The 17,020-nt window shown below is 61.4% G+C and carries 24 protein-coding genes; 15 read left to right on the top strand and 9 right to left on the bottom strand.

Going from position 1 to position 17,020, the window contains the following annotated elements:
• Positions 1-99: 99 nt before the first annotated feature.
• Complete coding sequence (locus U0023_RS23585) at positions 100-1,065, top strand: cation diffusion facilitator family transporter (RefSeq protein ID WP_009488634.1); 966 nt, start codon at positions 100-102, stop codon at positions 1,063-1,065.
• 22 nt (positions 1,066-1,087) lie between these two features.
• Here the strand turns inward: U0023_RS23585 and U0023_RS23580 are convergent, their stop codons facing one another.
• Complete coding sequence (locus U0023_RS23580; protein ID WP_009488635.1) at positions 1,088-1,516, bottom strand: response regulator; 429 nt, start codon at positions 1,514-1,516, stop codon at positions 1,088-1,090.
• A 213-nt stretch (positions 1,517-1,729) separates the two neighbouring features.
• Here U0023_RS23580 and U0023_RS23575 point away from each other — a divergent pair, with 213 nt between their 5' ends.
• The 7 genes from U0023_RS23575 to U0023_RS23545 all read left to right on the top strand — a co-directional run bounded on the left by U0023_RS23575 (position 1,730) and on the right by U0023_RS23545 (position 5,867).
• The gene (locus U0023_RS23575; protein WP_009488636.1) at positions 1,730-2,221 is read left to right on the top strand and encodes a hypothetical protein; all 492 of its coding nucleotides are present in this window, start codon (positions 1,730-1,732) and stop codon (positions 2,219-2,221) included.
• Positions 2,222-2,253: 32 nt separating this feature from the next.
• Positions 2,254-2,445, top strand: coding sequence for a hypothetical protein (locus tag U0023_RS23570; protein WP_009488637.1), 192 nt, complete (start codon positions 2,254-2,256; stop codon positions 2,443-2,445).
• A gap of 134 nt (positions 2,446-2,579) precedes the next feature.
• The gene (locus U0023_RS23565; RefSeq protein ID WP_009488638.1) at positions 2,580-3,899 is read left to right on the top strand and encodes a replication-associated recombination protein A; all 1,320 of its coding nucleotides are present in this window, start codon (positions 2,580-2,582) and stop codon (positions 3,897-3,899) included.
• 127 nt (positions 3,900-4,026) lie between these two features.
• Entirely contained in the window at positions 4,027-4,236 is a 210-nt protein-coding gene (locus tag U0023_RS23560) for a cold-shock protein (protein WP_009488639.1), read from the top strand.
• 94 nt (positions 4,237-4,330) lie between these two features.
• Entirely contained in the window at positions 4,331-4,636 is a 306-nt protein-coding gene (locus tag U0023_RS23555) for a hypothetical protein (protein WP_009488640.1), read from the top strand.
• A 148-nt stretch (positions 4,637-4,784) separates the two neighbouring features.
• The gene (locus tag U0023_RS23550) at positions 4,785-4,955 is read left to right on the top strand and encodes a hypothetical protein (RefSeq protein WP_154660866.1); all 171 of its coding nucleotides are present in this window, start codon (positions 4,785-4,787) and stop codon (positions 4,953-4,955) included.
• A gap of 120 nt (positions 4,956-5,075) precedes the next feature.
• Positions 5,076-5,867 (top strand): restriction endonuclease, encoded by a 792-nt coding sequence (locus U0023_RS23545; protein ID WP_009488642.1) that lies wholly within the window; start codon positions 5,076-5,078, stop codon positions 5,865-5,867.
• A 13-nt stretch (positions 5,868-5,880) separates the two neighbouring features.
• On the opposite strand, the gene U0023_RS23540 is transcribed toward U0023_RS23545, so the two are convergent.
• The 7 genes from U0023_RS23540 to U0023_RS23510 all read right to left on the bottom strand — a co-directional run bounded on the left by U0023_RS23540 (position 5,881) and on the right by U0023_RS23510 (position 11,384).
• The gene (locus tag U0023_RS23540; RefSeq protein ID WP_009488643.1) at positions 5,881-6,354 is read right to left on the bottom strand and encodes a sigma factor-like helix-turn-helix DNA-binding protein; all 474 of its coding nucleotides are present in this window, start codon (positions 6,352-6,354) and stop codon (positions 5,881-5,883) included.
• 381 nt (positions 6,355-6,735) lie between these two features.
• Positions 6,736-7,041 carry an integration host factor subunit alpha gene (locus tag U0023_RS23535; protein WP_009488644.1) on the bottom strand — a complete coding sequence of 102 codons (306 nt, stop codon included), beginning with the start codon at positions 7,039-7,041 and terminating at the stop codon, positions 6,736-6,738.
• A gap of 44 nt (positions 7,042-7,085) precedes the next feature.
• Entirely contained in the window at positions 7,086-7,271 is a 186-nt protein-coding gene (locus U0023_RS23530) for a NepR family anti-sigma factor (RefSeq protein ID WP_009488645.1), read from the bottom strand.
• 775 nt (positions 7,272-8,046) lie between these two features.
• Entirely contained in the window at positions 8,047-8,682 is a 636-nt protein-coding gene (locus tag U0023_RS23525) for a plasmid pRiA4b ORF-3 family protein (protein WP_009489076.1), read from the bottom strand.
• Between the two features lie 34 nt (positions 8,683-8,716).
• Positions 8,717-9,526 carry an IS21-like element helper ATPase IstB gene (gene istB / locus U0023_RS23520; protein ID WP_322883824.1) on the bottom strand — a complete coding sequence of 270 codons (810 nt, stop codon included), beginning with the start codon at positions 9,524-9,526 and terminating at the stop codon, positions 8,717-8,719.
• A complete protein-coding gene (gene istA, locus U0023_RS23515; RefSeq protein WP_322883823.1) occupies positions 9,523-11,052 on the bottom strand; it encodes an IS21 family transposase in 1,530 nt (509 codons plus the stop codon). Before istA ends, istB begins: the two co-directional genes overlap by 4 nt.
• Positions 11,053-11,171: 119 nt before the next feature.
• Positions 11,172-11,384 carry a hypothetical protein gene (locus U0023_RS23510; protein ID WP_009488647.1) on the bottom strand — a complete coding sequence of 71 codons (213 nt, stop codon included), beginning with the start codon at positions 11,382-11,384 and terminating at the stop codon, positions 11,172-11,174.
• A 215-nt stretch (positions 11,385-11,599) separates the two neighbouring features.
• On the opposite strand from U0023_RS23510, the gene U0023_RS23505 reads away from it, so the two are divergent.
• The 5 genes from U0023_RS23505 (at position 11,600) to U0023_RS23485 (ending at position 15,091) form a co-directional block, all read left to right on the top strand.
• A complete protein-coding gene (locus tag U0023_RS23505) occupies positions 11,600-12,322 on the top strand; it encodes a hypothetical protein (protein ID WP_040637720.1) in 723 nt (240 codons plus the stop codon).
• A gap of 1,049 nt (positions 12,323-13,371) precedes the next feature.
• Entirely contained in the window at positions 13,372-13,896 is a 525-nt protein-coding gene (locus U0023_RS23500; RefSeq protein WP_009488650.1) for a response regulator, read from the top strand.
• 103 nt (positions 13,897-13,999) lie between these two features.
• Entirely contained in the window at positions 14,000-14,341 is a 342-nt protein-coding gene (locus U0023_RS23495; protein ID WP_040637768.1) for a response regulator, read from the top strand.
• A 60-nt stretch (positions 14,342-14,401) separates the two neighbouring features.
• Complete coding sequence (locus U0023_RS23490; protein ID WP_154660868.1) at positions 14,402-14,743, top strand: hypothetical protein; 342 nt, start codon at positions 14,402-14,404, stop codon at positions 14,741-14,743.
• A 99-nt stretch (positions 14,744-14,842) separates the two neighbouring features.
• Positions 14,843-15,091, top strand: a complete 249-nt coding sequence (locus U0023_RS23485) for a DUF6894 family protein (protein WP_009488653.1) — start codon at positions 14,843-14,845, stop codon at positions 15,089-15,091.
• A gap of 230 nt (positions 15,092-15,321) precedes the next feature.
• On the opposite strand, the gene U0023_RS23480 is transcribed toward U0023_RS23485, so the two are convergent.
• Positions 15,322-15,675, bottom strand: a complete 354-nt coding sequence (locus U0023_RS23480) for a response regulator (protein ID WP_009488654.1) — start codon at positions 15,673-15,675, stop codon at positions 15,322-15,324.
• 110 nt (positions 15,676-15,785) lie between these two features.
• Between U0023_RS23480 and U0023_RS23475 the strand changes: the two genes are divergently transcribed.
• Positions 15,786-16,181, top strand: a complete 396-nt coding sequence (locus tag U0023_RS23475) for a PRC-barrel domain-containing protein (RefSeq protein WP_009488655.1) — start codon at positions 15,786-15,788, stop codon at positions 16,179-16,181.
• Between the two features lie 569 nt (positions 16,182-16,750).
• Positions 16,751-17,020, top strand: coding sequence for a ParB/Srx family N-terminal domain-containing protein (locus U0023_RS23470; RefSeq protein ID WP_009488656.1), 270 nt, complete (start codon positions 16,751-16,753; stop codon positions 17,018-17,020).

Below are 17,020 nucleotides of genomic sequence, written 5' to 3'. Positions count from 1 at the left end.
GGAGTGGATGCTTCGGACACTCGCCCGAAGAGCATTTCAGCTAGCCCAATGAAACCGAAGCCATGCGCGGTCGTTCTGCTCCATCGGAGCAACCCGCGCATGGCGTCCCAGCATTCGTCCAAAAAGGTCATCTACGCGGCACTGCTTGGCAATCTGCTGATTGCGATCACCAAGCTCGCAGCCGCGGCCTGGACCGGAAGCTCCGCCATGCTCAGCGAGGGCATTCACTCCCTCGTGGATACGGGCAACGAGGTGTTGCTGCTCTACGGTCTACACCGTGCCGCGCGACCGCCCGATGTGACGCGGCCATTCGGATACGGACGCGAAATCTACTTCTGGACGTTCATCGTCGCGCTTCTCGTCTTCGCCCTGGGTGCGGGCGTGTCCTTCTATGAGGGCATCGTCCACATGCGCGATCCGGAGCCTATGGAGAGCCCCATCGTCAATTACGTGGTGATCGGGCTGTCCCTGGTGTTCGAGGGCGGATCCTGGTGGTTCGCCCTGAAGGAATTCCGCCGGGCCAAAGGATCGCTGGGCTATTTCAGGGCTGTGCACGAGAGCAAGGATCCGACGACCTTCACCGTTCTGTTCGAGGACAGCGCCGCGCTGCTGGGGCTTCTCATCGCGCTGATCGGCATCAGCGCGGCCCAAACCTTCGACAGGCCCGAGCTTGACGGTCTCGCATCCATCGGCATCGGCCTCGTTCTGGCCGCGACGGCGTTCGTGCTGGCGCGGGAGACGAAAGGGCTGCTGATGGGAGAGGCGGCGCATCCCGACGTGCAGGCCTCAATCCTGTCCATCGCCCAGGCCGATCCGGCGGTGGAGCGCGCCAACGGCGTTCTCACGGTGCATATGGGGCCGCAGCAGGTGGTGGCGGCCCTCAGCGCCGATTTCGAGGATGATCTGACCACCGCGGACATCGAGGCCTGCGTCAAGCGGATCGAAACCCAGGTGAAGGCCTCGCATCCCGAGATTACCACGCTCTTCATCAAACCCCAGAACACGGGAACATACCGTAAGAGACAACAGGCGCTCGAGGAGCCGGTCCGGATTCGGAATGAATAAGGCGAGCTAGGCCGATTCCGCCTCACTGGGGATTGCGCTTCACCACCCGCTCGATCATCTCGATCATCTCCGGCAGCCGATAGGGCTTCGGCAGAAACGGAACACCCGCAGACGCACACATTCCGTGACAGGCGCGGGGGCGGCCGGACGTAAAGACAACCGACAAAAGCGGTTGGAGCGTCAACGCTGATGCCGCCAGGTCAAACCCGTCCCGGCCGCCGAGATCGATGTCGGTAAAGAGGACGTCCACGGAAACATCGGCCAAAATCACCTCGGCTTCCTCGGCACTCGCGGCGGTAAACACCTCGAAGCCGGCCTCGGTCAGGGCTTCAGCTGCAATCTCGCCGATGATCAACTCATCTTCGACCACGAGAACGCGCTGACGCAGATTCTTTGGAAGGCGAGCTTTAGCCGGGGCTGGGTGGCTCCAAGAGGACAGGATCGGTGTCATGTACGCAACCTCACTGAGCTAGTCCGCTTGGTTAACGACGCGCCTGCCCAGCGGTTCGGCTCCCGGACCGACGAGTGGCCCGTATGGTAAGTAAAGGGTTATCGCGCTCGTTCGAGCCGACGAAGAGGGCTGTCGTCGAGATACGACGGCCCTTTTTGCTTGGCGCACTCCCACTGCGGAAAACCCCAGAAACATTAATCGAGGACACCTGAAATGACCCAGGAATCGCATGAGGCCTTCGGGTTCAAGAAAGACGACGTGGTTCAAATGCTGGTCGGAACCAGCGGCCTGGATGCCGATGACAACGAGCTCACGTTCCCGGTCGGCGCAGTGGCGATCATCGATCGCATTGAGCGCCTCGAGGGATCTCAGGGGATCGCACTGACCCTCGCCATCGAGGGCAAGATCGTCAACGTGTTCGACGAGGGCGATGGGCTTCCGGCCAGGAAGTTCTTTGAGCCGGTCCTCACGGAACGAGACGACACCAAGCGCCCGCTCACACTCGCCGACGTGAAGGATGCCGACACCTATACCCACGCCGCCATCGTTCACGGCGAGAATTCGGAAGGTGACCATGAGGTTGGCGATCTTCAGGACCTGTTCCGCGCCGCATGGGACCTCATGACGGAAGAGCAGAAGGTCGACGTCCTCTTCACGGATCAGGCCAAAGCCGTTCTGTCCGCTGCCCACATCCTCACCGAGTGATCCAACCTCAATCCACTTAGAAGAGGGAAATCATGAACCGCGCTCGCCCGACCCGCGCCCAAATCAAGTCCATGCACCAGCTCTTTCAACGCCCTCCAGATGGCAGTCCGAATTATCGGGCTTTCCGGAAGAGGTTCCGGCTCCTCTCATTCGACAGCGTCTTCGGCGGAACCTGGCACGGGATGTTCATCGGCATCGAAACCGACGGCTACCGGCACTCGTGAACAATGCTGGGGAGGCCTGATGGAAGAGTGTCGCAGAGCCTTGGATCGACGATGAATTCGCGGCATCAAATCACCATATCTCAGGCTCCCCATAGCGCCCGGAAACCGGGCAAGGACATCCCTTAGGTTCACACATGAGCGATCTCTTCCAGACGGCCACGGCGCGTACCCGCCCCAAGCCCCTTGCCGCTCAGATACGGCCAACCCGCCTCGATGACATCGTTGGTCAGCGCCATCTCCTTGCCCCCGGCACGGTGCTCCGGAACATCGTGTCCTCCGGGCGTGTGGGCGCATTGCTGTTCTGGGGGCCTCCGGGCACGGGCAAGACGACGATTGCGAGATCCATCGGCCAGGAGATCGGGAAAGAGTTTCGGGAACTCCACCCCGCGCACAATAACGTCTCCGACATCAAGGAACTCGGCCGGGAAGCGCAGGTTCGCGACCTCCTGGTCTTTGCCGATGAGGTGCATCGCTTCAGCAGCAGCCAAAGCGACTATCTTCTCGGCCTCGTCGAGGACGGCGTCTTTGACCTGATTGGCGCGACGACGGGCAATCCGAGTTTCGTCCTCACCCCTGCCCTCGTGTCACGCATGACTGTCTTCCGGCTTGAGCCGCTGACCGTCAACGACATGAAGGACGTTGTCACTCGCGCCGTGGCCCACTTCGAGGAGAAAGGAATTTCGGTCAACGTCGATGAAGCAGCTCTAGCACAGCTCACAGCTCACGCGGGTGGAGATGCCAGACGCGTTCTCACGGCGATGGACCGGCTTACGGCCCATGCCACCGCGGGCTCAACGCTGACGATTACTGGGGAGATGGTCGCAGACCTGTTTCAGGCGTCGCCGGTTCTGTATGATCGGAATGCCGATCAACACTACGACTCGATCAGCGCCTTCATCAAGTCAATGCGAGGGTCTGACCCCGACGCGACGCTCTACTGGCTGGCTAAATTAATTCATGCCGGCGAAGACCCGAGATTCATCGCTCGGCGGATCATGATCCATGCCTCTGAGGATGTCGGCCTCGCGGATAACACCGCCCTGCAGACGGCTGTCGCGGCGCTGCATGCCGTGCAGCATATCGGCTATCCTGAGGCCCAAATTGTCTTGGCGCATGCAGCTCTGCATATCTGCCGGGCTCCAAAATCGAACTCGGTCTGCCGCGGGATTGGACAGGCTATGGCCTACGCCCAGTCCGCTCCGCCAATCCCAGTTCCGCTGCATCTGCGCGATACCCACTATGCCAGCGCCAAGTCCTTGCATGGCTATGGCGGGTACATCTTTCCGCATGACGACGCGAGAGGCTGGGTGGAGCAGGAATATGCCCCAGGCATCACACCCGGCCAGTTCTATCAAAGCGACAGCCGGGGCCCGAATACCTTTGAGGGCCGAGCGGACCAGTTCTGGGCGGAAGTGACCGGCCGGGAGCAATCGCGGCATCCGAAGAAAAGTTAATATTGATTTTGCCACGTTGTTGCCACGGTTGCCTTGCCCAACTAGCCTCCTTCGCGTGATCAATCGGTCACCGGAGGGCGGAGCAGGACGCTCCGCCGGAGGGAACTACAAGGGACTAGAGACGAGAATGGCGACTGGGACGGTTAAATGGTTTAACGAAACCAAGGGTTACGGCTTCATACAGCCGGACAATGGCGGCAAGGACGTATTCGTCCATATTTCAGCCGTGGAGCGCGCAGGCCTCCGCGGTCTGAAGGACGGCCAGAAGATCTCCTTCGAGATCGAGCAGGACCGCCGGACGGGCAAAGAGTCTGCGGCCAACCTGCAGGAGGTCTAAGACCTCTCACTTTCGCGGATCGACCCGCCTTCACAACGAGCCGCTCCATTGTGGGGCGGCTTTTTTTGTTGTGCCTGCCAAATCGGAGAACCCCATGACAGAGACATCGCCCCCTGCCTTTCTCCGCGACGAGCGCTTCATCAATGAGCACCGGAAGGTCTTCGTGATGTTTATGGGGCGTGATGGCTACTCGGCGGAGATGTCGACGGAAGAGTTCCCTCGCCTGCGGGAAGCCGTCAAACTCGATGCCTGCCCGAAGGCGTATCTGCGCCTTCAACGGACCAGATCGCGCTTTGCGCTCGACCGGCGCAAGAAAATGGACATTGTGGAGATCTATCATAAGGCCGGAGAACACGCTTACTACGGCTACTGCCTTGCCCTTGGCATCAAGCCTGAGTGATTGGACCTGCCGACTTCGCAGCGCTACCAATCAGCGGGTGTGAGTGATCAAAGACTAACACCCCTGTACGAACCGCTTGTAAGGAGATGCAGTGACCTCTCGCCTTATGCAGATCCTGGATCGTGACGCCGCGATCATGAGAGAGAAGATGGCTGAAGTGATGCCGGCCACTGATGCCGAGTCTCAACGAGCCAGAGAGTTAATGATCCTGCTCCATACCGGGCTCTTCGTCATACAGCGGGACGAGACCAGCACGGCCGAAGGGTTGCGAGCCTTCGCCGGTCAAATTCTCGATCGGACGCGGATCACCAGGCAGTAGCAGCCGAAATAATCCTGTGAGTTTCAGTCCGCGGAAGTCTTTGCGAGGCAGCTGGTAACCCCAGTCGGCTACCCAATCTCTTGCAGTCACATAGGAACCCGCCGACTGCCGGATAAGGGAATGTTTCGCTACCTCTGGAGACACAAGGCGTTCAGCGCCGTTCTGCTCTTCCTCCTCGGTATCGGCTGGTATATCCAGCCGGTTGCCGCCTGGATCGGGCTGGCCCTGCTACTGTTCCTGCGCCTCACCAAAATCCATTCGGTCCTGCTGATCTATGACCTGACGGACCGGGCGGCACTGACACATGTCAGGACGCTAGCGACGAAACGCGCCCATATGCTCTCACCTGACGAATATGGGAATGTCTCTGAGGAGGGGTGGGATAAGCACCTCAACAGCTTCATCAAGAAGACGCTCGTGCCGGAATTCCAGCGCAGGAGGATCGATCATCTCCTGGCCAAGGATTCGAAGCGGTACGCGGCTCGCTTGAGGACCCGGATCAACCGGATCATCGATCGACACCAGCCACCCGAGTCGACGGTTGTGCTCGACGACACAATGACCGGCAGGGAATTTGAGCTCTACTGCCGGGATGTCCTACAGGAGGCCGGATGGCGTGCTGCGCTCACCCCCGGATCAGGCGACCAGGGAGCTGACATCATTGCCGAGAAGGAAGACCGGCGGGTTGTGATCCAGTGCAAGTTCTACAACGGCACCGTCGGCAACAAGGCGGTTCAGGAAGCCTATGCCGCAGCCGCCTTTCAGGATGCACCCTACGCAGTGGTTGTCACCAACTCGGTCTTCACCAAGTCGGCTCACCAGCTCGCGCACAAGAACGGCGTGCTGCTGATGCACCACACCGATCTGCCGCGGCTTGAGCTGATTGTCGCCAGCGGCGCTGGGTCTAGCTGATACAAGATTCCATTTAGTCGTCGGAGACTTTGAGGAAGTCGTCGATCGACAACTGTGCAGGACTGGCCGACTTCGCTCTCGGCTTTTTCGGCGCTTCTTCGACACCTGCGGCCACCGGCTGCTTGCGCGGGATCGGTGTATCCTCCGACTGCATGCGCTTCATCCGGGCTTTCGCCTTATCTCGCGCCTGAGCCTCCTCGGACTGCGAATCCTCAGTGAGCCACTTTCCGCGCTTGATCACCTCGTTCACTCGACCCTGGTTGATCCCAAGCTGGAACGCGATCTCCTGCTGGGTCATGTCGGTGGTGCTATGAAGCTCGAGGATCTTGCGGGCGAGCTCTGGTGTCATTTTGCGCCCTGAGACGCGACGGGCCGGAGCGATCGACCGGGTCTTCTTCTCCTCCTTGCGCATCTTCTCCAGGATAGCCAAGGCCATATTCATGCCTTGGGCGCGCAGGGCTTCTTCAAATTGCTTCAGCGTAGCCAAAAGAGAGACTCCTGAACTCCTGCCCCGATGCACTCACCGGTTCAGACAAACTTTTGAACGACGAAGAGGTGATGAGCGTCCTACCAGCCCCGCACGGCTATTGGACATGTCTGCCGAATTAAGCCGACCCGAAATAGAATGAGTCCATGATTCGAGTTTTTCAAGCTCGGCTATTCTAATTGGTTGTTGATTTGTTCCATCTTCGCCGTTCCCCACGATGAGCGGGCGGGCTTGCTCAACCTATAGTCGGTACAAACCCCGTATTTGGCGATACCCGCTGCTCACGGCACAGCCACCGATGGCTTTGCATACTCCTGCGAAGGGCAATTAGCCTCTGAGAACAGGTCTCTTATTTCAGGGGCGGGTTCACGGCGCCTTAGATCAGGCGCTCACCGGATCGCCGTTCACACGATCCTTCAGCTTATGGGATGGGGTGAAGGTGACAACGCGGCGAGGTTCGATTGGGACCTCAACCCCCGTCTTCGGATTTCGACCGGTTCTCTCGGCTTTCTCCCGAACCACGAAATTCCCGAAGCCGGAGAGTTTCACGTTCTCGCCGCGCTCCAAGGTATCGCAAATCTCGGCCAACACTTGCTCCGAGAGCGCCACCGCTTCGTGGCGGGTCAAACCAACAGCCTCGACGACGGCCTGGGCCAGATCCACTCGGGTCACGTTCCTGCTGGTCATCAGATCATCCACCGTACAAAGGGGGCCCTCACAAGGGGCATGGCCTACGGGGGATATGTCTCCTCAAGCTTGAGCACAAGAGCTTTCAGATGCTCCGGCATGTCGGCTGCGAGCACATCATCGTACAGGCTCTTTAGGGAATGCCCGATGAAGAAGACCACCTGCTCCTGGGAAAAGTTCAAGCTGCTGGGGAGGTCACGCGACCAATCCCGAGTGTCATTCTGCTGCATGGCATAATTCTCAAGGCTGTGCCCTGCATTGCCCCTGATTAACCTATGTGAAGAGGCAACTCACGCTCGTGTGATGGGTTTCAGCGGGGCCGTATCGCCCGGAACACGCCTGCAAAAGCTCAGCTGGAGGCCTTTGGACCTTACCTTAAAAGCGTAGCAAGAGCGAAGCTGACGCTCGCCATACTCGCCAGGAACCATGGCCACCAAGCTGGCAAAGGCCTGTCGCTGCGTCCCGTCATCACTGCTACCTGTCTCTTCATTGGGCCCAGTCTGGCTAACGGCCAAGCCGGTCGCCTTGATCCACCCCAGCAAAACCGATCGGCTCGATAGCTGGCAATAACCCTTTCGTCGCGGACCCGGTCTCAAGCCGGTGAAACCATCCGCCAGGTCCGCCGTTACTCGGGCGAGGACACATCCTCCTCACTTCAAGGAAGCCTCCTCACCTCCACGGCAACGGCGGGTGGGGAGGCTTTTCTGTTCATTCTGGTTGGTTAGGGGCCTTTGGCCGCAACGCCTTCAGGGCCTAGGCATGCCATAGGTTCCCATCTTGGCCTGAAAGATGGTTACACCCCTGATGAGCAGCCTCTATCACTACCCCGCCATGTCGGCCCTCAATGAGGAGACAGAGCCGGACCGCGTCTTCCGGCTCCACGAGGCCTTCGGGGTGATGTGTGCCATTGCCCGAATGATCTGGCGTGAGGAAACGGGCTACGACGCCAGCTCAGCTGCCTCACCCACGTGTGCAACGACAATTTTAGTGTCCGGGTAGCGTCAACTACGATGACCGGCTTTTTCGTGCGGGCTTAGGCTGGTGCAGGCGGCGCCGGACATTGGGCTTGAGGGCGTTCCTGACGTCCTTGTCGGTGAGCGCCAGATCGAACCATTCCGGGTCGAAGTGGCCGCCGCACCAGATCCGGGTCTCGGTGTGCTCAAGATCGTCCGGGTCGGCCATGATGGCGAGAAAGCGCTCATAGCCACTCACGCCGCCCACATCCTCCGGAGGTCTGGCGCGGGCGCCTGCGATGCAGGTCCCGAAGCGAGGAGGCGCATCGAGAGCCAGCAGCTTCTCGATCTCAACCGTATGAAGCCAGCTGTCCCCGAAGTCATAGAGGTAGGTGAATGACGTGCCCGGCTCCCGGTCGAAGTCGCGCAACCGCACCTCTTGCTCGTCGAACACGCGCGGGTCATCCTCAAAAGCGCCGTCCTCGAGCAGCTCCGGATCGCCATAGCGCAGGCCGCCAATGCGGAACTCATGCAGGTGGTAGTCCCACCAGTTGAACGCCGCCTGGATCGCAAGATGCAGCTGTCCCAGATGCCAGGTCCACGGCACCACCAGCCGCCGCCACACGGGCGGCTCGATCTCGGCCAGGGTGATCTTGATCTGGAGCGCGTTGGGATCTTTCCAGGACACGCCCCAGTGGACCTGTCACCGGGGGCGGCGTCAACTAGCCGGACGCGTCCGACGACAATGAGACCGCGGCACTCTTAGCCTCCGTCGCGGTCCGGCGTCGATAGCTCTCGGTGTTGAGCTCCAGAATGGTGGCGTGGTGCACCAGACGATCAATCGCCGCCACCGTCATGGCGGGATCCGGGAAGATTTGATTCCAGGTGCTGAAGGGCTGATTACAGGTCGTGATCAGAGAGCGGCGCTCATAGCGCTCGGCAATCAACTCGAACAGGACGCTCGTTTCCGCCTGATCTTTGCGCACATAGCCGAGATCGTCGAGGATCAGGCAATCGAAGCGGTCGAGTTTGGTCAGGGTCGCCGGCAGGCTCAGATCACGCCGGGCGGCCTGCAGCTTCTGAACCAGATCGGTGGTGCGCGTGAACAGCACCCGCTGGCCGGCCTCGATCAGGGCGGTGCCGATCGCAGCGGCGAGGTGCGTCTTGCCGGTCCCAGAGGGGCCAAACAGCAGAATGTTGGCACCTTGGTCGAGCCAGGCATCGCCTTCCGCCAGGGCCAGGACCTGCGCCTTGCGCAGGCTCGGCACCGCGGAGAAGTCGAAGGTCGCAAAGGTCTTGCCATGGGGCAGGACGGCCTCGGCGAGATGGCGGGCAATGCGTCGACTGTGTCGCTCATGGATCTCGTGCTCGCACAGGGCAGCAAGGAAGCGGGCCGATCCCCAGCCTTCCGCATCGGCCCGGGCGCCGATCTCCTGCCAGAGCCGCGAGATGGTCGGCAGACGCAAGGTGGTGAGCAGGACCGGCAACTTCGCCGTGTCGACCGGCGGCGCGGCGGATGAGGATCGGGTCATGGTGCGGCCCCTTCTGAAGCAGCGATGGGATCGACAGGGATCAGGCAGTCGTACACGCTCGGATCCGGCGCCCTCACATGGACAACCGGCGCCTGGACGTTCAACGGCCCGGCCACGACGGTCCGGGCTTGGTCGAGATCCGGGAGGCCGCCGCCGGCGAGAACCCTCGCGAGATGATCGGCCAGCTGGGCCTCGCAGGCGTGCGTGGCCGCCAGATGCAGCAGGCCGACATAGACCCGGCACGCCTGTCTTGGATCGAGCCTGGCATCAAGTACCTCCCAGGCCTGCCGGAAGGCGGTCTGCGGGAACAGATCCTCCCGGAAGACCGAGTGCCGAAAGGCCTGCGGCTTCTTCACGAGAGCATGGACCAGATGGCGGTAATCAATGACACGGACACCGGGACCGCCGCGTTTGAAGTAGCGGCGCGGGACCGTCAGCACCGGGCTCAGCCCGAGATGGCAGACAAGACGGTCATCGTAGATGTGCACCTTGAGGCGACAGCCGACGAGGCGCGAGGGCACGGTGTAGAGGACGTTGCGCACCGAGATCGTGCCGGAGCGTGTGACGGTGACAGTCGCCACCGAGTAGTCGCTGGTGCGAAAGCGCGGCAAAGGAGCCAGCGCCTTGCGCTCGATGGCAAGTGCCGCCTGCACGGCTGCGTTCTTGCGCATGGCGAAGTCCTGCAGAAAAGCCTGGTACGCCTCCAGGTCGGCGAAGTCTTTCGAGCCGCGCAAGTCGAGAGCTTCGCGTAATCCGAGCTTGAGATGGCCATGGGCGGCTTCGACCGATCCATTCTCGTGGGCGATGCCGGCATTGTTGCGGGTGGGCTGCAGACCGTAATGGCTGCAGAACGCGGCATAGGCCTTAGCCTCGTCCTCGCGCTCGGCGAGGTTGCGATAGGCGGCCGAGAGCCGGTCGGTGCGATGCTCGCGCGGGACGCCGCCGAGCTGCCAGAGTGCCTCCTGTAGGCCTTCGGTGAGAGCCGTGAAGCTCTCTCCGCCGCAGATGGCTTTGATGAAGCGCCAGCCGGAATAGGCAAGCCAGAAATGGTAGAGCAGATGGGGAAAGGGTCGGCCGGCGATGGTCACGCCGAGCTTGGCGCCATTGGTAAAGTCCGAGAGAGCCTGTCGGCCGGGCGGGTGCTCCTGTCGGAAGATCAGCTCGCGCTCCGGTCCCTCGGTGGCGCGCCAATGGGCCACCCGGCGCTGCAGCGAGCGCAGGTGGCCGTCGCCATAGCGCCCAGGATGCAGCCGTTGCAACTCTTCGAGCAAAGTGGTGGCCCGGATCTGGGGCGCGGCCTCCAGCATCGGCACGAGTTCGTCGCGCCAGACTTCGGCGAACGGATCCGGACGCGTCCGGTAGCGCCGTCCCTCGCGCTGGCTGGGAAGAACCGGGTCGGCTTCGATGCGCCGGCCGGTGCGCTCGCTGAACCCGGCCCGTGCCGCAGCGGCGGCCTGAGAATATCCGTCCTTGCGTGAACTCATGGAGCGCCTGACCTGGCGGTCGGTGACGTGAATGCCCGGCATCAACCTTCTCCCGCAATCGGGAGAAGAGTGATGCATCCCACACCAAACCGGCCATCTCTGTCGTCATCAGGCGGACATCATAGTTGGCGTCGTACATAATGCGCTTTTTGACCAATTCTTTACTGGCGCGTGAGGATGTCGAGGATGCGTTCCCGCTGCGCGTAAAAGTAGTCGAGGACCTGCTCCAGCCCGTGAAGTACGGCCGTGGCCGTTTCGGTATCAAAACCCTGCTCGTTCATCCGCTTGATCCGGGCGATCTGCCTGGCGACGAGTCGTTGGGTGTCGGCGATATTCTGCTCAAGCTGAGCGAGTTCCGGGTGCAGCTCAAACATCGTTTCAGGGCGCAACTCAGACCTAGTCAACGATCAATTATGGGAGCAGGCGTGGGTTCCCCAACAGACCCGAACAGACCCGAGGTCGCGGAACGGGACGTTATGGAACGCCGCTGAGTGGGGTTCGACCATTGCCGGTGGACAACGGTTAACAACCTCTTAACAGTCCTCAACCGGCCTCCATAATGCGCCGCGACTCTGGAGCCCGAGGCACTGTGCACGTTTCGACCCAAATTGCCGATCAGGATTTCACATTCTTCGCCTGGCGCGGAACGGTGCGGAAAGTCGTGTCCTTCGGACGCACCAACCGCACCCGCGAGATCCTGATTCAATCGCGGAACGGACTTCGCCGCACCATCACCGTGCAGCCGACCATCCGCATTGAGCCGGATCATGAGGTGTCGCTTGTCTACGCACGCCGCGCCGGGATCCCGAGCGGCGTCCTTGTCGGCATGATCGACCATTCCAGCGACCGATATTGCGCCATGCCACAGGGCCATGTGCCGTTCCAGCTAAGGCCGTCCCTGTTCGCGGACATCATGAAGGGGATCGAGCGGTACTCGTTCCCAGGAAGCGCGTTCCTCCTGTCCGTCTCGGCCGCCGCGTGCCTGTTCTGTGCCGGCGTCACCTATCCGTTCCTCACCTGGCTCATGATCGGGAGCGTGCTGACGGTTCCGCTGTGGGCCTTCAACGAACTCGCAACCTGGCACACCGAGGCGGCCGACACTCTGCTTGTCGCGACCACGGAAGACATCTTGGAACAGATGGCGACCGCCGAGCGGATCGCCAACAGTCCCGAACCTTACGACAGCTACGGCGCGACGTGGGTTCTGGACGGCGAGAGGGCTTGGAGCGCCCCGGCCCTTGCACCAGCTCGGAGCCAGCGGACAGGACAGACGGAGACCTATGCGCCTCGTAGCGGCTACGGGGTCTTCTGACTTCAAGTGCCTGGTAGCTACTCGCCGGAAGCTTGTCAGTTAAGCGTATCTGTTAAGTACTTCAGTCGCAACCTGCCCCCATGGTAAAGCCAACGATCAGTCTGCTCAGGTACCGAGGTCTCGAACCTGAACGAGGTCCGCGGGGTTCGGCCATAACTCCGACTCCGGCTCACGCGCCTTAACAGGCCCCACGTAAGTCACCCTACAGTAGGCTTCTCGTGGAAAGAATGCGACGGGCCATTGATTGCCCCTGTCGTAATTCCAAAACACAGCCGTCCCGTCGTCGTCGGTGAAACCAACGAAGCTGGCGTGGATCTCCACAATGTCGGGTTTAGTTGGGTCGAACGTTGGTGAAACATACCACGTGGTTAAGTCTTTCGAGGCGGTGCATTGCTTGTATCCAATCGGTGAAAAGATGTGAGTGAAGAATTTGGTGCCGTTAGGGTAAAGGTACTGGAAGCACAAGGCTCCGCCCTTCGAAAAGACCGTCGTATTTGCGGCCGATATGCCGATAGCGCTACTGCCCTTACCGTTTGGCCTATAAACTTCAAACTTCACCAAAGTCGGGGCCATGGCTGTGACTCCCTCCCGGCTCCTCAGTCTGAGCCGCGATCATCATTGTATCAGCCCCGCTTTTTGTGTTTTCCGCCATACAAACCGGTCCAAATCTGCCCACAAGGCCCTCAGCGCACCTCCGGCGCTCTCTGAAGGCGCGGAGGCTTCGGGCCTGCTTCGCTCCGCTCCCGGCGCAACTCCCGTATTCGGGCCTGGACAGCTTTCGTGGGAGGCCATGCCTCCCCATTCACAAAGCCGCCGGCGCCGGCGACATCCTCCACCTACTAGGGCAGGCTGGCGTATCGATTTCGGACAAGGCTGTTTCTGGAACCCTGCCTGCCTTGTGACACCCTGGCTCTATCCCGCAGCGGAATGAAAGCATATAAAGGGTTTTGGTCGCCGCTTCTGAATCGGCAGGCTTCGGCTTACGCCACCCAGCCCCGAGCGCCTCCAGCACTCCTGACTGAGTGCACTGGAAAGGTACAGGGGGCAGCATGACCACCGATAGACCCACCCTCATTCTGGTCGTCGAGGACGAAGCCCTGGTGCGGATGCTCGTCTCCGACATCCTGACCGAGGAGGGCGGCTACAGGGTGATCGAAGCGGTTAACGCAGAGGAAGCTCTGACCCTGCTGGAGGCCCGGGATGATGTGCGCCTGGTGTTCACCGATGTGGACATGCCGGGCCCGCTGAACGGCTTTGCTCTGGCGCGGATTGTGGCCGAGCAGTTTGCCGGCCTCAAGGTGATCGTCACCTCAGGACGGACGACGCCGGACATGGAAGATCCGCCCGCGGCGATACCCTTCCTGCCCAAGCCTTATGCTCCTTCCGTGCTGATCCGGTTGGTCAGGGACGCGCTTGGGGAGACAGCAGAGCCAATCGTGCGGCCGCGGCCGGATCAGGCCGCGGCTGCGCCAGGATTTTCGGTTCTGCCCACTGCCATCAAGATCGATCAGCTTCACACGGGCCTTGGTGTGGCAGGCGGCCTCGCACAGCCTCTGCCCGAACCCGAAGGCTAAATCCTGCGCGGGGGCGCAACGCGCAGGTGTCCCTTTACGGAACCGGATGCGGTTGATGATGTCCTCTGGCTGTCTAGATATGCCCGTCATGACTACGAGTAGCATGACAGTTCTGGTCGTTGAGGACGATCCGTTTGTCCGAGACATGGCCGTGATGGGGATCGAGGAAGCCGGGTATGATGTCATCGAAGCGGCCAGTGGTGGACAGGCTCTGCGGCTTCTGCACAGTGGGATCGCCGTGGGTGCCCCGCTGACCGACATTCGCCCGCCGGAAGCCACGGGCTGGGAGGTGGCCAGGGTCGCCCGTCAGTGCCTCCCGGATCTCCCGGTCGTGTATGTGACCGGTTATGCGGAGCAGATGCATCCTGTTCCTGGCGGCGTCATCCTGTCGAAGCCTTACAGGATGTCCCAGGTGATTGGCCTCCTGAGGACATGGCTCGCGTGAGAGAAGCACGGCTTCGGCACACTCTCGGACTGAAGGCATGGGGCACAGGCCGGGTCGCAGATGGCATCGACCGTTAACCCAGGTTGTTGCCTCGATGCATCGATCTGGGTACAAGATCCGAACCATAACAGTTTCCAGCATCTGACCACGCTGCGGTCTCCTGCCATGCGCACACCCAAGAACCCCAGTGATCACTCCAAGCCGAGCCCTTCAGAGCAAAGCCGGCGCTCCTTCGATCAGGTGGTTGATCAAGCCACGCAGGCGATCGAGCAGACCCGCGCCCAGATTGCCCGGTCACGGGCGCTGAGCCAGACCGAGGCCGCCCTCGCGCAAGAGATCAACACCCTGAACCAAGAACACGATCGCGTTGCCCGCAGGCACAGAGAGCAGGGGCCATCCTGACGCGGGACTGGCCAGGCTCCGCTTGGATAAGCTGCCTTCCCAGAACCTCGAACAATCCTTCCTTCGGTCAGTTTGTATACACCGATCAGGAGTAGGACGGTGCCGCTCTTCTACTTTGATGTGATCGAGGATGAAAAGGTCATCCGTGATGACCATGGCGTTGAGTACCCCGACCTAGAGGCTGCCGAGAGTGAGGCGGCTCGCAGTGCAGCTGAGATCGGGCACGACCGGTTCACAAAAGGCAACGCTCGCGAGATCACGGTCCAGGTCAAGGACGAAAACCGCTACCTGCTGCTGACCGTGTCTGTTGTGATGACCGTTCGCAAAACGGTTCGCGCGCTGGCGTGAAACCATCATCCGCTGCTCCCGAGGAACGGGCTTCCCGGACGCCTCGTGAATAACGGAAGGTACTTACCTCGCTTTTGCCGCTGATGGGGGAGCCCGCAAGGTGTATCATGGCAGGTAACCATGGCACCGTCCCCTTAGGCCCCTTGACCCCTGAGAGCTACCATGGCCAGGCCCGGTGGATAAGCTCACGCCCACCGGGCCGCGGCTGTGTTCCGCCCCTCCGTCAGACCTTATCCGCTGTCCTTTGCGGCGAGCAGGGCTGGCAGCAGGTCAGCAATCCGGGCCGGCTTGTCCAAGAAGATGCCGCCCGGCACCAGGTCCTGCCCGTCTTCGACATACCCGGATGCATACACAACCCCAATTGACGGCGAGGCCGCACGGAACCGGCGCGCCAGCTCCCAGCCGTTCACGCCACCCGGCATCCGAATGTCGGTGAACAGGACATCAATCGGCGGTGTCACGGTGAGGTAGTGCAGGGCTTCTTCGCCGCTCGCCGCCTGCACAACCTCCAGGCCGTCGTCCGTCAGGGCTTCGACGAGAATGTCCCGGATGTTCGCGTCATCATCAACCACCAAAACACGCATGGTACATCGCTCCTTTCCGCACCTGCCCCATAACGGGGCCGGTGCCTGCGGAACCTCGGCCGTTTCGGTGCATTGTCCGGCCTCTAGCATGCTTCAACGGAGTTTCAACCATGCGCCGGATTCTGATTGCCCTTGCCGCCACGACGATGATCGCTGGGGCCGCCTCCGCCCAGACCGCCGTGACCACGACGCAGGAGGTCTTCGTCAAGGCCCAGCCGACCGACGTGCTGAGCAACAACCTGATCGGCCTCAACGTCACCAACGAGGCGAACGACACCATCGGCGAGATCAAGGACCTGATCCTCTCGAACGGCGACCTGACGGGGTACATCGTCTCGGTCGGCGGCTTCCTCGGCCTGGGCGAGCGCTATGTCATTGTGCGCCCGAGCGCCGTGAAGGTCACTTACGACGAGAACGGCAAGAAATGGCACGCGGTGATGAACGCCAGCAAGGACCAACTCAAGGCTGCCCCGGAGTTCAAGTACGAAGGCCGCTGGAAGCGCTGATCGCCAGCCGGTTCACAACAAGAGAGAGGCCCCAAACGGGGCCTTTTTCGTGTCATCGCACCACGGCTGGCGGGCGTATCAGTTCTCACCACCCGTCTCATGGAATGCCCTCCAAGCCAGCCGCATAAGCACAGCCCAAACCTGACCACAAGGCCCTCAGCACCCCTCCGGCGCTTGATGAAGGCGCGGCGGCTTCGGGCCTGCTGCGCTGCGCTCCGGGCGCTACTGCCGTTTAACGCGCCTGGACAGCTTTCGCGGGAGGCGACGCCTCCCCGTTCGCAAAGCCGTCGCCGTGGCCGGCGCAGACGTTCAAAGAACAATGGTTTAGGGGAGGAAAGAGAGGCGCACGGCCCTCTCTCCCCACGCAACCAGAAAATCCGGTCTCCCCATCCTTCGGGCCTCAAGGCCCTGCCAGGACCGCTCTGCGGCGGCCCTCCGGGCGCTTGTCGCGCCCTCCGGGTGGGTGATCCCCCTCCGGATTTTCAGGTTGCCCCCCTCCCTCCCCGCTGTTCGCCACGTGGCAGGGGCGCAGGCGCAGGCGCTTGCGCCCCACACCAAGGAGAGAGCCAATGACCATTTCCACCGTCACCCTGTCCAAGCTGATCCCGAGCGAGGCCAACGTGCGCCGCTTCAACTCCGAGGCCGGGATCGAGGCCCTGGCCGCTGACATTTCCGCCCATGGCCTGATCCAGAGCCTCAACGTCAAACCGGCAGGCAAGGGCAAGTTCGAGGTGCTGGCCGGAGGACGCCGCTTGCGCGCCCTCAAGCATCTACAAGCCAAGGGCGGCACCATCCTCGGCGTCAAGGTGACGAAGGACTATCCCGTTCCCGTTCTGTAG

Source organism: Microvirga lotononidis (genome assembly GCF_034627025.1).
Lineage (GTDB): Bacteria > Pseudomonadota > Alphaproteobacteria > Rhizobiales > Beijerinckiaceae > Microvirga > Microvirga lotononidis.
The sequence above is the reverse complement of the archived record's forward strand: the minus strand, read 5'-3'. Positions and strand labels throughout refer to the sequence as shown.